18 protein-coding genes and 1 other RNA gene are annotated in these 14,679 nt (G+C 64.7%); 11 read left to right on the top strand and 8 right to left on the bottom strand.

Translation table 11 applies throughout. The features are described 5' to 3' along the window. The first annotated feature begins 89 nt into the window (after positions 1-89). From ACWCIA_RS04115 to ACWCIA_RS04125, 3 genes are all read left to right on the top strand, one after another. A complete protein-coding gene (locus ACWCIA_RS04115) occupies positions 90-974 on the top strand; it encodes a LysR family transcriptional regulator (protein WP_454161217.1) in 885 nt (294 codons plus the stop codon). A gap of 3 nt (positions 975-977) precedes the next feature. Continuing rightward, positions 978-1,814, top strand: a complete 837-nt coding sequence (gene lgt / locus ACWCIA_RS04120) for a prolipoprotein diacylglyceryl transferase (RefSeq protein ID WP_454161219.1) — start codon at positions 978-980, stop codon at positions 1,812-1,814. Positions 1,815-2,033: 219 nt separating this feature from the next. Further along, positions 2,034-4,865, top strand: coding sequence for a diguanylate cyclase domain-containing protein (locus ACWCIA_RS04125; protein ID WP_454161220.1), 2,832 nt, complete (start codon positions 2,034-2,036; stop codon positions 4,863-4,865). A gap of 115 nt (positions 4,866-4,980) precedes the next feature. On the opposite strand, the gene ACWCIA_RS04130 is transcribed toward ACWCIA_RS04125, so the two are convergent. The 4 genes from ACWCIA_RS04130 to ACWCIA_RS04145 form a co-directional block, all read right to left on the bottom strand. Then, the gene (locus ACWCIA_RS04130) at positions 4,981-5,784 is read right to left on the bottom strand and encodes a sulfite exporter TauE/SafE family protein (RefSeq protein WP_454161222.1); all 804 of its coding nucleotides are present in this window, start codon (positions 5,782-5,784) and stop codon (positions 4,981-4,983) included. Between the two features lie 147 nt (positions 5,785-5,931). Continuing rightward, positions 5,932-6,270, bottom strand: a complete 339-nt coding sequence (locus ACWCIA_RS04135) for a rhodanese-like domain-containing protein (protein WP_454161224.1) — start codon at positions 6,268-6,270, stop codon at positions 5,932-5,934. 10 nt (positions 6,271-6,280) lie between these two features. Further along, positions 6,281-6,673 (bottom strand): hypothetical protein, encoded by a 393-nt coding sequence (locus ACWCIA_RS04140; RefSeq protein ID WP_454161226.1) that lies wholly within the window; start codon positions 6,671-6,673, stop codon positions 6,281-6,283. After that, the gene (locus ACWCIA_RS04145; protein ID WP_454161227.1) at positions 6,670-6,984 is read right to left on the bottom strand and encodes a metalloregulator ArsR/SmtB family transcription factor; all 315 of its coding nucleotides are present in this window, start codon (positions 6,982-6,984) and stop codon (positions 6,670-6,672) included. Before ACWCIA_RS04145 ends, ACWCIA_RS04140 begins: the two co-directional genes overlap by 4 nt. A gap of 125 nt (positions 6,985-7,109) precedes the next feature. Between ACWCIA_RS04145 and ACWCIA_RS04150 the strand changes: the two genes are divergently transcribed. Together ACWCIA_RS04150 and ACWCIA_RS04155 are read left to right on the top strand one after the other, a co-directional pair. Beyond that, a complete protein-coding gene (locus ACWCIA_RS04150) occupies positions 7,110-7,490 on the top strand; it encodes a DUF1622 domain-containing protein (protein ID WP_454161229.1) in 381 nt (126 codons plus the stop codon). A 46-nt stretch (positions 7,491-7,536) separates the two neighbouring features. Continuing rightward, complete coding sequence (locus tag ACWCIA_RS04155) at positions 7,537-7,872, top strand: hypothetical protein (protein WP_454161231.1); 336 nt, start codon at positions 7,537-7,539, stop codon at positions 7,870-7,872. Between the two features lie 21 nt (positions 7,873-7,893). Here the strand turns inward: ACWCIA_RS04155 and ACWCIA_RS04160 are convergent, their stop codons facing one another. The 4 genes from ACWCIA_RS04160 to ACWCIA_RS04175 all read right to left on the bottom strand — a co-directional run bounded on the left by ACWCIA_RS04160 (position 7,894) and on the right by ACWCIA_RS04175 (position 9,265). After that, positions 7,894-8,361, bottom strand: coding sequence for an EVE domain-containing protein (locus ACWCIA_RS04160; protein WP_454161233.1), 468 nt, complete (start codon positions 8,359-8,361; stop codon positions 7,894-7,896). Between the two features lie 99 nt (positions 8,362-8,460). Beyond that, a non-coding RNA gene (gene ssrS / locus ACWCIA_RS04165) (6S RNA) lies at positions 8,461-8,641 on the bottom strand. A 46-nt stretch (positions 8,642-8,687) separates the two neighbouring features. Continuing rightward, positions 8,688-8,999 carry a cell division protein ZapA gene (locus tag ACWCIA_RS04170; protein WP_454161234.1) on the bottom strand — a complete coding sequence of 104 codons (312 nt, stop codon included), beginning with the start codon at positions 8,997-8,999 and terminating at the stop codon, positions 8,688-8,690. Next, complete coding sequence (locus ACWCIA_RS04175; protein ID WP_454161236.1) at positions 8,996-9,265, bottom strand: hypothetical protein; 270 nt, start codon at positions 9,263-9,265, stop codon at positions 8,996-8,998. The genes ACWCIA_RS04170 and ACWCIA_RS04175 overlap by 4 nt, the downstream gene beginning before the upstream one ends. A 431-nt stretch (positions 9,266-9,696) precedes the next feature. On the opposite strand from ACWCIA_RS04175, the gene groES reads away from it, so the two are divergent. The 6 genes from groES to ACWCIA_RS04205 all read left to right on the top strand — a co-directional run bounded on the left by groES (position 9,697) and on the right by ACWCIA_RS04205 (position 14,633). Next, positions 9,697-9,987 (top strand): co-chaperone GroES, encoded by a 291-nt coding sequence (gene groES / locus ACWCIA_RS04180; RefSeq protein ID WP_379720400.1) that lies wholly within the window; start codon positions 9,697-9,699, stop codon positions 9,985-9,987. A 42-nt stretch (positions 9,988-10,029) separates the two neighbouring features. Continuing rightward, on the top strand, positions 10,030-11,676 hold the full coding sequence (gene groL, locus ACWCIA_RS04185; protein ID WP_454161238.1) for a chaperonin GroEL: 1,647 nt from the start codon (positions 10,030-10,032) through the stop codon (positions 11,674-11,676). Positions 11,677-11,775: 99 nt separating this feature from the next. After that, positions 11,776-12,195, top strand: coding sequence for a hypothetical protein (locus tag ACWCIA_RS04190; RefSeq protein ID WP_454161239.1), 420 nt, complete (start codon positions 11,776-11,778; stop codon positions 12,193-12,195). Between the two features lie 95 nt (positions 12,196-12,290). After that, positions 12,291-12,710: a hypothetical protein gene (locus ACWCIA_RS04195; protein ID WP_454161240.1), complete on the top strand. Its 420-nt coding sequence runs from the start codon at positions 12,291-12,293 to the stop codon at positions 12,708-12,710. Positions 12,711-12,988: 278 nt separating this feature from the next. Then, entirely contained in the window at positions 12,989-14,086 is a 1,098-nt protein-coding gene (locus ACWCIA_RS04200; RefSeq protein WP_454161242.1) for an NAD(P)-dependent alcohol dehydrogenase, read from the top strand. Positions 14,087-14,156: 70 nt separating this feature from the next. After that, a complete protein-coding gene (locus tag ACWCIA_RS04205) occupies positions 14,157-14,633 on the top strand; it encodes a hypothetical protein (protein WP_454161243.1) in 477 nt (158 codons plus the stop codon). Positions 14,634-14,679 lie beyond the last annotated feature (46 nt).

A 14,679-nucleotide genomic window follows, 5' to 3' on the forward strand; every position in this document is an offset into this window, starting at 1 on the left:
GAACGATGGCGGGCGTCAAATGGAAGATATGCCGGGCTCTGATATGCTGCGCATATCGATCCACCCCTTATCCATGGAAACGCATATCGATGAACCTTGAACTGCGCCAGCTGCGCTATTTCGTTACCGTCGCCGAAGAGCTGCATTTCGGGCGCGCCGCCGAGCGCCTGCACATGACCCAGCCGCCCCTGTCGCAGACGATCGCCGCCTTCGAGGAGGCGCTGGGTGCGCCGCTGTTCCTGCGCAGCCGGCGCCAGGTCGAACTGACGCCGGCCGGCAGCGCCCTGCTGCCTGAAGCGCGCCGCCTGCTGGAAGCGGCGGGCGGCTTGCCGGAACTGGTGCGCCGCGCCGCGGCCGGCGAGGCGGGCAGGCTGGCCCTCTCTTTCGTGACGCCGGCCGACTACAGCGTGCTGCCGCCGCTACTGCGCGACTACAGCGCCGCCTTCCCCGGCGTCCAGCTGGTGCTGCAGGAAGCGACCACCGACCTGCAGATCGACGATCTGCAGCACGAACGCATCGACGCCGGCCTCGTGATCGCGCCGCTGCCCGACAAGGCGCAGGCCTCCCTCGACTACCTGCGCCTGCTGGAAGAGCCGCTGGTGCTGTGCGCGCCCGCGGGGCTGATCGATGCCGACGGCCCGGTGGCGCTCGGTGCGCTTCCTCCCCTCCCCCTCATCATTTTCCCGCGCAAGAGCGCACCCGGCCTGCATGACGCCATCCTCAGCTGCTTCCACGACGCCGGCATCGTGCCCGTCATCGGCCAGGAAGCGATCCAGATGCAGACCATCGTCAGCCTGGTCTCTGCAGGCATGGGCTTGGCACTTGTGCCACAATCCGTGTCGAACCTGATGCGTCCCGGCGTAGAATACCGTGCCCTTGCAGGCCCGACGCCGCTGGTCGAACTGGGCGTTTGCTGGCGGCGCGACAACCCGTCGCCCGTGCTGCGCGGCTTTTTGGAATTACTGAGGAAATAAACAATGCTGGTACACCCGAATCCCGACCCGGTCGCCTTTTCGATCGGCCCGGTCGCCATTCACTGGTACGGCCTGATGTACGTGGTCGCGTTCGCGCTGTTCCTGCTGCTGGGCCGCGTGCGCATCAAGCAGCCGCATATCGCGGCCCAGGGCTGGAAGAACGAAGACCTGGACGACATGCTGTTCTACGGCATGCTCGGGGTCGTCGTCGGCGGCCGCCTGGGCGAGGTGCTGTTCTACCAGCCGGCCCATTTCTTCGCCAACCCGATCGAGATTTTTAAAATCTGGCAGGGCGGCATGTCCTTCCACGGCGGCTTCCTGGGCGTGCTGATCGCCATGTCGCTGTGGGCGCGCAAGGCCAAGCGCAACGTGCTCGACGTCTGGGATTTCATCGCCCCGATGGTGCCGCTAGGCTATGCCGCCGGCCGCCTGGGCAACTTCATCAACCACGAACTGCCGGGCCGCATCGCCGACCCGAGCCTGCCGTGGGCGATGGCCTGGCCCGCCGACGGCTGGCGCGTCCCGCCGGTCTTCATCGAAGGCCTGCGCCACCCGTCGCCGCTGTACCAGATGCTGGTCGACGGCATCCTCGTGTTCCTGATCCTGTGGCCCTTCGCGCGCAAGGCACGCCCCCGCCTGGCGGTCGGCGCGATGTTCACCCTGCTCTACGGCTGCGCCCGCTTCTTCACCGAATACTTCCGCGTGCCGGACTGGCAAACGACGGTGGCCGGCCTGCCGATCACCTCGGGCCAGGTGCTGTCGCTGCCGATGATCGTCGCGGCGCTGGCCATGCTGGGCTGGGCGTATTCGCGCGAGGGCAAGCAGCCGCTGCGCGCCTAGCGCTGCATTGACAGGTAAAACTGTCGAATTCGCGCCACAGAGTGGCGCGGCCTTCCTCCTATTCCGGCGACAAGTCGGCGGCGCTGAAATACGGCGTCACGCTCGTGATAAGCTGTTGCGCCGCATCATTCTTGCCCATACCTAACATCAATGTCTTCTGATCAACGTCTTCGCCGTATCGGATTGGCCGCGTCCCTTGCCGGGGTATCGGCGGCGATCATGCTGCTGCTCACCTTTGTCACTTTGCAGCTGGTCGGCTACACGATGACGAAACAGGCCGAGACGGATATTGGGCGGGACCTGGCGGAGCTGGCCTTCCAGACCACAGACAAGCTCGACCGCGGCATGTACGAACGCTATCGCGAAGTGCAGCTCATGGCCGAACGCTATGAAATCACGAATCCCGCCGTGCCGGTCGAAGCCAAGCGCGCAGTGCTCGAGAGCATGCAGAGCACCCATCCGTATTACGCGTGGATCGGCCTGACCGACAACCGCGGCACCGTCAAGATCGCGACCAAGGGCCTGCTGGAGGGCAAGGACGTATCGGCCCGCCCCTGGTTCGCGGCCGCCTACGACGGCGTTCACCTGCACGACGTACACGAGGCGGTGCTGCTGGCCAAGCTGCTGCCCAATCCACGCGGCGAACCCAAGCGTTTCTTCGACATCGCCTTCCCCTACCGCGACCCGAATGGGGTTATCGCCGGCGTCTTCAGCACCCACCTGAGCTGGCATTGGGCGGCGGACATCGAGCGCTCGGTGCTGCGTCCGCTGGCCGAACGCAAGGCGGTCGACACCCTCATCCTGAGCCGGAACGGCGTGGTGCTGCTGGGCCCGAAGGAATATGCGGACCAGACCCTGCGCCAGGAAAGCTTCCTGCGCGCTGCGGGCGGCAAGAACGGTTCCGTCATCGAAACCTGGCCGGACGGCAAGCGCTACCTGGTCGGCTACAGCCACAGCAACGGCTACGATTCCTACCCGGGATTGGGCTGGGTCGTCGTCGTGCGCCAGCCGCTGGCCGCGGCATTCGCACCGGTCGACGCGCTGCGCGACAAGATCCTCTGGGGGGGCTTGCTCGCGGCGGGGCTGGTGTCGCTGCTGGTCTGGCTCTTCTCGCGCAACATCACCAAACCCCTGGTCAGGATCACGCACCACGCCGAAGCGCTGCGCGCCGGCCATGCCCGCGACATCCCGCCGATCGACAGCCGCCTGGCCGAAGTCCAGATCCTGCACAGCACGCTCGATGCGCTGCTCTCGAAACTGCTGGCCAACGAACAGGGCCTGCGCGAACTGAACGCGAGCCTGGAGACGCGCGTTGCCGAGCGCACGACGGAACTCCATCGCGCGGCCGAAGAAACGCGCAAGGGCGAACGCCGGGTCAAGGCCATCATCGACACGGCGCTCGACGCCTTCGTGGGCGTCGACGCCCAGGGTCGTATCACGGACTGGAACCCGCGCGCGCAGGAGATCTTCGGCTGGACCCGCGAGGAAGTCGTCGGGCGCACGGTCACCGAGACCATCATCCCGCCGCGCTTCCGCGATGCGCACGAAGCCGGTATGCAGCGTTACTCGGTCAGCGGCAGCTCGGGCGTGGTCGGCAAGCGCCTCCAGCTGTTTGCCTTGCGCCGCAACGGCGAGGAGTTCCCGGTCGAGATGACCATCGGCTTGATCAATGCGGGTGACACCCACTTCTTCGGCACCTTCATCCAGGACATCTCGGTACGCAAGGGGATCGAGGACGAACTTGCCCGCGAGCGCGAGCTGCTCAATGCCGTGCTCGATTCAATCGACGTCGGCGTGGTGGTCTGCTCGCAGTCTGGTGATCTGACGATGTTCAATGACGCGGCCCGCGAGATCGTCGGCTTGACAGTCGCTCCGGTTCCTCCCGGGCAGTGGGCCGAGCATTACCGCCTGTTCCATGCCGACGGCGAAACCCTGATGGCGCCGGAGCAGGTCCCGCTGTACCGCGCCCTGCATGGCGAACTGATCGAAAACACCGAGATGACGATCAAGCCGCCGGGCGCCGCGCCGCGCATCGTGCTGGCCAGCGGCCGCGCGTTGCATGCGAAGGACGGCGCCGGCATCGGGGCCGTCATCACGCTCAAGGATGTGACGGCGCTGAAGGAGTCGGCACGCCGCCTGGAAGCGAGCGAACGCAGCCTGCGCACGATCACGAACAACCTGCCGGTGCTGATCGGCTACATCGACGCCGGCGAGCGCTACACGTTCGCGAACGCCACCTACCAGGAATGGTTCGGGCTGGCGCCGCAGGACATCCTGGGCCGCACCGTCAGGGAAGTCATGGGCGACGTCTTCTATGCCGAGCAGCACCAGTCGCTGCAGGAGCGCAACCGGGCCGGCGAGACGGTGCGTTTCGAAAGGTCGCTGCCGCTGCGGGACGGGCTGCGCACGGTCGAGATCACGCGCATCCCCGACATCCACTTCGGCGTCTTCAACGGCGTCTACGTGCTCGGCACCGACGTGTCCGCCGCCCGGCTGCATGCCGAGGAGCTCGACAAGCTGGCGCGCGTCGACGCCCTGACCGGCCTGCCGAACCGCCGCGCCTACCAGGAACGGCTGGAAGTGGCGCTGCAGCGCGCCCAGCGCAATGCCCAGGGCATCGCCCTGATGTTCCTCGACGTCGACCATTTCAAGCAGGTCAACGATACCCTCGGCCATGCCGCGGGCGACGCGGTCCTGCACGAATTCGCCCGGCGCATCAAGGGCGCGGTGCGCATGACCGACACGGCCTGCCGCCTGGCGGGCGACGAGTTCACCGTCATCCTCGAAGGCCTGAAGTCGCCCGACGAGGCCACGCTGGTCGCCAGCAAGATCCTGAAGGCCTTCGAGCATCCCTTCGTGCTGGAAGCGGGCGAACGGATGGTCACGACCAGCATCGGCGTCGCCTACACGGACAGCTTCCCGGTCGATGCCTCGGTCCTCGGCAGCGAAGCGGACAAGGCCTTGTATGCCGCAAAAAGCGCGGGCCGGCGCTGCTTCGCGCTGTCCACGCTGGCCGCCGACGGCGCGGCCGTGCTGGCGGCGGCGGGCTGACGCGCCTGCCTTAAGAGCGCCTAACAAAACCGTCAGGGCAAGGCGCGGCGTCGAAGACAGTACGCGTGTACGGCGAGACGCTGCAACGCAGCCATGGCGGTTTTGTTAGGCGCTCTTACTGCGCCGCCTTCCAGAACATGTAGGCGGCCAGCGCATACAGGATCACCGCAAACACCTTCTGCAGCTGGCGCACCTCCATCCGGTGCGCGGTGCGCGCCCCCAGCGGCGCCATGGTCATGCTGGCCGCCACGATGATCAACAGGGCCGGCACGTAGATGAAGCCGAGCGAATACTCCGGCAGTCCCGGCTCGCCCCAGCCATAGAAGATGTTGGCCAGGGTGCCGGCCAGCGCGATCGGGAACCCGAGCGCGGCGCTGGTGGCCACCGCATTGTGGATGCGCACGTTACACCAGGTCATGAAGGGAACGGAGATGAAGCCGCCGCCCGCCCCCACCAGCCCGGACAGGATGCCGATCAGGCCGCCCGTGGCGAACATGCCCGGCGTGCCCGGCAAGTCGCGCGCCGCCGCCGGCTTCTTGTTGACCAGCATTTGCGTAGCGGAGAAGGCGACGAAGATGCCGAAGAAGAAAGCCAGCGCCGAGGAATTCATCTGCTTGCCGATCCACGGCCCGATCATGGAGCCGACCACGATTCCCGGCGCCAGCAGTTTTACGACATGCCAGAGCACCGCCCCATGCTTGTGGTGGGCGCGCACCGAGGACAGCGAGGTGAACATGATGGTGGCGAGCGAGGTCGCGATCGCCATGTGCACCACCAGCGCGTCCGGCACGCCGCGCGCCGTGAAAATCATGGTAATGAAAGGCACCAGCACCATGCCGCCGCCGATGCCGAGCAGCCCGGCGGCGAAACCGCCAAAGGCGCCCATGGCCAGCAGGGCCAGGATCAGCAAGGGGTCCATGCGCCCTCCCTGGCGAAGAGGTGGACGGACGTGCTGGACAGGGGACAGGATGCCATCGACAAAGCGCTTACCTCGAAACGGATGAGGAACAGAGTCTAGTCGATGGCCGGTGAAAAGTCGAAGCGCGCAGCGCGTGCCGCTGGCTCGTCAGGCACCGCTCTCGACCGGCAGGCGCGCCCCGAGCCAGCCGCTGATCCCGGCCGACATCACGCGCACATCCGTATAGCCCAGCTTTTCGGCGCGGCGCGCCGCATTCGGCGCCTTCCTGCACAGCGGGTTCGAGCAGTAGAACACGAGCGGCGTGGCGCGTTCGGCCGGCAGCAGCGCCGCGTCGAAATCCGGCGCCAGGTTGAGCGCGCCCGGCACGCGCGCCTGCAGCCAGGCATGGCGCGCGTTCATGTCGAGCACGGTGATGCCACCCTGCCCCATGCGTTCGTGCAGCTCGCGCGGCGCGATTCCCTTCAGGCCCATCAGCATTGCGAACATGGCCCGCTCCTTAACCTTGTACGGCGCCGCCGCTGCGCATGCAGCGCAGGACCGCCGCCGCCAGCGCCACGGCCAGGATGGCGCCGCCCACCAGGTGCATCGTCTCCAGCGGCGCGGCCAGGGCCGCCGCCATGTAGCCGAGGCCGCCCAGCACCAGGCTCCAGCCGGCAAAGCGGCGCGCCGCCTGCTCCTGCGCCGGCGAGCAGCGCAGCCGCGCCAGCGCGACCAGGGATTTCGGGATGGCGTTCGCATACACCACGACGACAAAGCCCAGCAGCACCCCGGTCAGGCGCTGCCCCGTCTCCTCGTCCAGGTAGCCGGGCGTGGCCCAGCGCAGGACGGCGGAGGCGGCGAGGATGAACGCGGCGCCGGCAAGCGCGCGCCCCAGTGGGTGAGCCTTCATGGTTTCTCCTGTTTCGATTCGACTTCGGAATGGCCGTCTTCCGGCCGCGTGACCTGCAAACCAAACGCCTGCGCAAAACCCAGCAACGCTTCTTCCAGCACCGACAATTTCAGGCGGTAAGTAACGTTGCGCCCCTGCTTCTCGGCCTCGATCAGCCCGGCGCCCACCAGCACGGCGAAATGGGCCGACATGGTGGGCTTGGAGACGTCGAACATCTCCGCGAGTTCTCCCGCGCCGATGGGTCCGGCTTGCAGCAGCTGCAGGACTTTACGGCGGGTCGGATCGGACAAGGCTTTGAATACGGTGCTCATGAAACGATTATTAGCTAATCATCTAACTATTGCAAGCGATTTCGGCGCGGTCGCCGCCGATGGCTGCGACGGCCATCTCCGCTGTCGTGCTAGTCTGGAACCGGGTACGAATACAGGAGGCGTTCTTGTTCGAACAGGTCGAAGAAAGCGTGCGCTCGTCCGTGGAATGGCTTAGGCTGCTCGTCGAAGCGCTGGGTGCGCTCGTCATTGCCGCCGGCGTCGTGGTAGTCATCGTCGCGCTGCTGCGCCACATGCTGTTCGACCGGGGCGGCAGCTTCATCCCGATCAGGCTGTCGTTCGCGCGGCACCTGACGCTGGCCCTCGAACTGCAGCTGGCCGCCGACATCCTGTCGACTTCGGTCGCGCCGACCTGGGACCGGATCGGCAAGCTGGCGGCCATCGCCGTGATCCGGACCGCCCTGAACTACTTCCTCAACAAGGAGCTGCAGGCGGAAAGCGACACGGCCAAGGCGGGCAAGGCCAGGGGCCGCCCGGCCGCCGAATGAGGGTGCGGACCCGCTTCTCCGCGCCGCGTCCGGTATCATGCAGGCCATGTCCACATCCACACCCAAATCCCCCAGCCTGCTCTTCCTGATCGTTCCGATCGTCGTGCTGGCGATCTTCGGCTTCTTCGGCGCCCGCTACATGCTCAAGACGCATGCGGACAAGACGCTCGACCGGCTCGCCGTCGTCTGGCCCGCCATCGAGAGCATGCCGGAACCGGAACGCGCTTTCCTGGTCGAGCTCGCGCTGATCTGCAACGTGGCCGAGCGCGAGGCCGTGCGCGCGGAAGTCGTCGCCTGCCTGCGCTCGTCCGCCGAAAAAATGACGCCGGCGCCGACCGCGCGGCTCGAGGGCCTGATCAGGCAGGCGCCGGCCCAGCGCTGACGAGGAGATGGTGCGGGCGATTCAGCCCGGATCGCGCAGCAGCTGGAGAATGCGCTTCCATTGTCCCGGCGTGACGGGCGAAATGGAAAGTCGGCTGCCTTTCTGGAGCAATACCATGTCTTCGAGTTCGGGAACCGTGCGCATTTCCGCCAGCGGCAAATAGCGGCCCTGCTCTTTTGCGCGCACGTCCACGGAAATCCAGCGCGGTTGTTCGCGCGTCGCTTTCGGGTCGAAGTATTTGCCGGCGCTATCGAACTGGGTGGCGTCCGGATACGGCGTGCTGGCCACTTCCGCAATGCCGGCGACACCGGGAACGGCGCAACTGGAGTGATAAAACAGGATGCCGTCGCCGACCTGCATTGCATCGCGCATGAAATTACGCGCCTGATAATTGCGCACGCCGAACCAGGCCACGGTCTGCCCGGGCGCGGCGCGAACGTCGTCGAAACTGACTTCATCCGGCTCGGATTTCATCAACCAGTAAGGCATCGATCCTGCTCCAATGTTTAAAAACCGCGGGCACCGCCGAAAAGCGTGCGCGCATAAAAAAACGGCTGCGTGCCGATGGCCGCAACCGCTTTTGTGGAATAGAGCCCCGCCTGTGCCGTTTTTTGCCGGCATCCCGAACCTGATGGCTCAAGGTGGTCACAGTCAATTCAATTTCGGGTTCGTCGAACTAGCGACGCTCACGCCCACCGAACATATCCCGCAACCTATGCATGTAAATGGTTCAAGGAATATATGGCAATCTCGAACACCGCAGGGTGCCTCGCAGTTTACTCGCTTGAACCGGCATGTCAAACGAATTTGACCGGTCAGGACGGATTTTGTTGCGGTGCGAGGGCAGCGTCGAGCACGGTGTGCATCGCCTCGATTTTTTGCTTGACTTCCAGCATCGTCATGTCCGACAGCGGACCTTGCGGCGACTTGACCGACAGGAATTCCGCAGCGACGCTGAGCGCGGCCATGACGGCGATGCGGTCGTTGCCCTTCACCTTGCCGGAGTCGCGCAGCGCGATCATCTTGCCGTCGAGGTAGCGCACGGCGTCGCGCAGCGTGGCCTGCTCGCCTTCCTTGCAGGCCAGGCGGTAGGGCTGGCCCATGATCGTGACGTCAAGGTAGATCATCGGGCGGCCTCGGTGTGCATGGGTTCGTCGTCTTCTGCGCCATCGGCTTCGGCATCGCCGGCCTCATCGCTCTCAGGCGCGGGCAATTGCGCGATGACCGCCTCGATGCGGTTCTGGGCCTCGACCAGGCGCTCGACGAGCGCCGTGTTCACTTCGTTGAGCAGCACGTTAGTCTGAAGCAACTGCGCATTCTCGTTGCGCAGCGTCCCGACCAGCGCTGCAAGCTGCTCGATTTTGTCGGATAGGTCTTGGAATTCGGAAATCATTCGTAACTATAGGTCCGTTCTGGTTGGACAGTCAACATGATAGCGTACGATGCAGCAGGCCCTCGGCTCGCGTGAGCTTGCCCGGACACACGCATCTTCCTTATGCAATTTGCATCCCTCTGAAGATTTCGTCAAACATTTTGATCGCGATCAATTCCCAGCCAACGGTGCGTCAAGCCTTCTCCCTTCGGTGCTAGTCTCTCCGCTTTGTGCCTGCGCCATGGTCACTCGGCAAGCCAGTCGCGCTTGAGCTGACGCAAACGGCAACAGTTAAATAAGCAACATGGCGTCTTGAAATAGGCAGATGTCGTCCCTATAATTAGCACTCGTTAGTAGAGAGTGCTAACAACTCTTTCAAGCCGCAGCGCACGTCGCGATGTGGCCACAACGCAAACAAAAGCTAGTCCAAACCACTGAATAAGGAGTTTTGCATGAACCTTCGCCCTCTGCACGATCGCGTTATCGTGAAGCGTCTCGACCAGGAAACCAAGACTGCCTCCGGCCTGATCATCCCTGATGCAGCCGCCGAGAAGCCGGACCAGGGCGAGATCCTCGCCGTCGGCAATGGCAAAGTCCAGGACAACGGTCAGCTGCGTGCACTGGAAGTCCAGGTTGGCGACCGCGTCCTGTTCGGCAAGTATTCGGGCCAGACCGTCAAGGTCGACGGCCAGGAACTGCTGGTGATGCGCGAAGAAGACATCATGGCCGTGCTGGTCAAGTAATCCTCCCCCAGAACATCTACCGAATAAACGGAGAAATACAAAATGGCAGCTAAAGAAGTAATTTTCGGCGACGCAGCGCGCGCCAAGATGGTTGAAGGCGTCAACATCCTCGCCAACGCAGTCAAGGTCACCCTGGGCCCGAAAGGCCGCAACGTCGTGCTGGACCGCTCGTTCGGCGCCCCGACCGTCACCAAGGACGGCGTCTCGGTCGCGAAAGAGATCGAACTCAAAGACAAGCTCATGAACATGGGCGCGCAGATGGTCAAGGAAGTCGCCTCTAAAACCAGCGACAACGCCGGCGACGGCACCACCACCGCGACCGTGCTGGCACAAGCCATCGTGCGCGAAGGCATGAAGTTCGTTGCCGCCGGCATGAACCCGATGGACCTGAAGCGCGGCATCGACAAGGCTGTTGCAGCCACCGTCGAAGAGCTGGCCAAGATCGCCAAGCCATGCACCACCTCGAAGGAAATCGCGCAAGTCGGCGCCATCTCCGCGAACTCGGACTACTCGATCGGCGAGCGCATCGCTGAAGCGATGGAAAAGGTCGGCAAGGAAGGCGTCATCACCGTCGAAGACGGCAAGTCGCTGAACGACGAACTCGACATCGTCGAAGGCATGCAGTTCGACCGCGGCTACCTGTCGCCTTACTTCATCAACAACCCGGACAAGCAAGTCGCCATCCACGACAATCCGTTCGTCCTGCTGTGCGACAAGAAGATCTCGAACATCCGTGACCTGCTGCCGGTGCTGGAGCAGGTTGCCAAGGCCGGCCGTCCGCTGGTGATCATCGCCGAAGACATCGAAGGCGAAGCGCTGGCGACCCTGGTCGTCAACAACATCCGCGGCATCCTGAAGACCGTTGCTGTGAAAGCCCCAGGCTTCGGCGACCGTCGCAAGGCCATGCTGGAAGACATCGCTGTCCTGACCGGCGGCCAGGTGATCGCCGAAGAAGTCGGCCTGACCCTGGAAAAGGTCACCCTGGCTGAACTGGGCCAGGCCAAGCGCGTCGAAGTCGGCAAGGAAAACACCATCATCATCGACGGCGCCGGCGCCGCGGAATCGATCGAAGCACGCGTCAAGCAAGTGCGCATCCAGATCGAAGAAGCGACCTCGGACTACGACCGCGAGAAGCTGCAAGAGCGCGTGGCCAAACTGGCCGGCGGCGTTGCCGTGATCAAGGTCGGCGCTGCCACCGAAGTCGAAATGAAGGAAAAGAAAGCCCGCGTGGAAGACGCGCTGCACGCTACCCGCGCAGCCGTTGAAGAAGGCATCGTGCCAGGCGGCGGCGTCGCCCTGCTGCGTGCCCGCGCCAACCTGCAAGTGCAAGGCGACAATCCTGACCAGGAAGCCGGCATCAAGATCGTCCTGCGCGCCATGGAAGAGCCGCTGCGCATGATCGTCCAGAACGCCGGCGAAGAAGCATCGGTCGTCGTCGCAGGCGTCCTGGCCGGCCAGGGCAACTACGGCTACAACGCCGCCAACGGCACCTATGGCGACATGGTCGAAATGGGCGTGCTGGACCCAGCCAAGGTCACCCGTTCGGCCCTGCAGAACGCAGCGTCGATCGCCGGCCTGATGCTGACCACCGACTGCATGGTGTCGGAACTGGCTGAAGACAAGCCAGCCGGCGGCATGGGCGGTATGGGTGGCATGGGCGGCATGGGCGGTATGGACGGCATGATGTAATTGCCGGTCCGCCCAGGGGAGCGCCGGTTCGCCGGCACCCTGTGCAAAATCAAGCCTGCAAGGTTCGCCTTGCAGGCTTTTTTACTTTTGGAGAATGCAATGCCTACAGTAGACGCAGACGACCTCGAAGACGCCGTGTTGATCGTGTCCGAATCGGGAACCCCGGATAAAGCCTGGGTGTCCCTCGATACGGGCCAGGTGCATATCCGCTCGGAGCTGTTCGCCGGGGAATCGGCCCCGCTGCCGGACGATATCGACAGCTCGCCACGCTACGTCCCGGTTCCGCACATGCGCACGCTGAACCTCGGACTCGAACTGGTGTTCGATTTCGCCGACGCCGCCATGGAAAAGGATGCCGACCGGGTGCGCCAGATGTTCAGGCGCCCGGACGCCTACCGCCATTTCAGCGAGCTGGTCGGGGAACGCGGCCTGACCGACCGCTGGCACGATTTCCGCGAGGCGCAGACGCGCGCGGTGCTGGCCGGATGGTGCGCGGAGCATGGCTTGCAGCTGGGCTGAAGCCTGCCTGCCTGCCCTGCCGCGTCCAACCGTGCGCAGGGGTCGCGCGCAAGCGCCGCATACTGTCTGCCTCGACTTCCCGCACAGGAGCAGCCATGTCAACAGTCAACCTGGATGAACTCGAACAGGCGGCCATGAGGGTCGAGGATGGCGGCGGCGCGGTCACGGCCATGGTGGCGCGCGACACCGGCATGATCCACCTCCTGAACGACGAGTACATGGACGAGGAGGCGCCGATGCCCTCGGCCTCCGGCGAGGACGCGCGCTACGTGACTGTGCCGCCCGCCGGCACGCTCGGCATCGGCGACGAGCTCGTGCTGCGCTTTGCCGCTACCCACCTGCCCGAGGACCAGTCCCTGGTGCGCGGCCTGTTCAGCGACCGGGACATCGAGGGCTTTGCGTGCCTGCTGGAAGAGCGTGGCGCGGGGGAAGCCTGGGAACGCTTTCGCGAGGATGCCACCCGGACCGCGCTGCGCCGCTGGTGCGAGGACAATGGTTTGCAGGCGGAGGACTGAACGCCGGGTACGACCTACTTGCCCGCCCGCGCCCTGAACCGGGCCAGCTCCTCCTTTAAATACGCCGCGCTGGCTACCGCCTGCCCTCCCCCGCACCGGACCTGGTAAAGCGCATCGGTTCTTTCCAGGTTGGGCACGCCCCAAGTCTAGCACCCCGCCTTCACGATTCGGCCCGCACACCTTGCAGCAGCGCTCCGATCGCGCCGTGGGCGCGCGACTTAACAGACGCGGCCGCGCACCAGGCCTATCGTCCCCGCTCCATTTCCAGAGGAGCGAACATGATCAAGGTCACCGGCTATGCGGCGAAGCACTCCTTCAGCCGCCTGAAACCCCACGTATTCGAGCGCGAGGAAGCGGGGGCGCACGAAGTCGAAATCGAGGTGCTGTACTGCGGCGTCTGCCACTCGGACATCCACCAGGTGAAGAACGAGTGGTCGAACACCGTCTATCCCTGCGTGCCCGGCCACGAGATCGTCGGCCGCGTCACCAAAGCCGGATCGGCGGTCACGCGCCATTCCGTGGGCGATCTGGTCGGCGTCGGCTGCATGATCGACAGCTGCGGCCAGTGCGAAGCGTGCCAATGCGGCGACCAGAACTACTGCGGGAGCCCGAACAGCTGGCTGGCCACCTACAACGGCCCCCTGCTGCCGAAATCGAAGGCCGGCGAAAACATCTACGGCCGCGACAACACCTTCGGCGGCTATTCCAACCTGCTGGTGGTGAAGGAAGACTTCGTGCTGAAGATTCCGGCGAAGCTGCGCCCGGAAGTGGCGGCGCCTATCCTGTGCGCCGGCGTCACCACGTATTCGCCGATGAAACGCTGGGGCGTCAAGGCCGGCGACAAGGTCGGCGTGATCGGCATGGGCGGTCTGGGCCACATGGCGGCCAAGCTGGCCAGGGCGATGGGCGCCGAGGTGACGCTGTTCACAACGACCAAGGAGAAAATCGAGGAGGCGGAAAAGCTGGGCTTCAAGGCCGTGCTGGAAAAGGACAAGAAGGCCCTTGAGGAGCTGGCGATGAGCTTCGACTTCATCCTCTCGACGGTGCCGGAAAAGCACGACCTGAATCCCTTCGTCGAACTGCTCAAGCGCGACCGCGTGCTGTGCGTGGTCGGCGCGCTCGAGCCGCTTGCGCCGACGGACAACATGCAGCTGGCCATGAAGCGCCGTTCGGTGGCCGGTTCGCTGATCGGCAACCTAGCTGAAACCCAGGAAGTGCTGGATTTCTGCGCAGAGCACGGCATCGGGCCGGAGATCGAGATGATCCGCATCCAGGAGGTGAACGACGCCTATAAAAAGGTGGAAAAGGGAGACGCACGCTTCCGCTATGTGATCGACATGGCGTCGCTGAAGGAAGAGATCGAGGGCGAGGGCTGAGCCGGCCGCCTATGATTGCCGGGCGGCCACACTTGGGCTAGTATGGCCGCTCGCTTTCACGAGGTACCACATGATCCAACGCGGCCCGTTTTCCGCTCCCGCCCTTCGCCTGCTGGCCTGCTGCGCCGCCTTCGCCGCCTTTCTTGGCGGCTGCAAGGACAAAGAAGTTCCGCCGCCGGCGCCGCCGAAACCCGCCGCCGTCCAGCCCAAGCCGGCGCCCGCGCTGACGAAGGAACAGGCGATGGCCGCCCTGCTGGCGCTGCCGGAAGTGAAGGCCTGGTCGGGCGAGATCGAAAAGCGCTCGCGCGGCAAGGCGCACGGCGCCATCATCGAAGACGACCCGACGCCGCGCACGCTCAACGGCAAGCAGTATTTTCAGATGAGTTTCGTGGAGAACCGCGCGCAGTCGGTGCAGCGCCGCGAGAGCTTCCTCGTCGCGCACCAGGGCGGCGAGATCCTGGTGGAAGATCTGCAGAACGATACGGTGATGCCGCTCGACGATTGGCGGCGCAGTGTGCGCCGGGTGCAGTTGAAGTCGGCGGATTAGCCGGACCGTAGCGTGGAGTTGTCATTGAGGCCCGGGGCCTCAATGA

Source organism: Massilia sp. SYSU DXS3249, assembly GCF_053668055.1.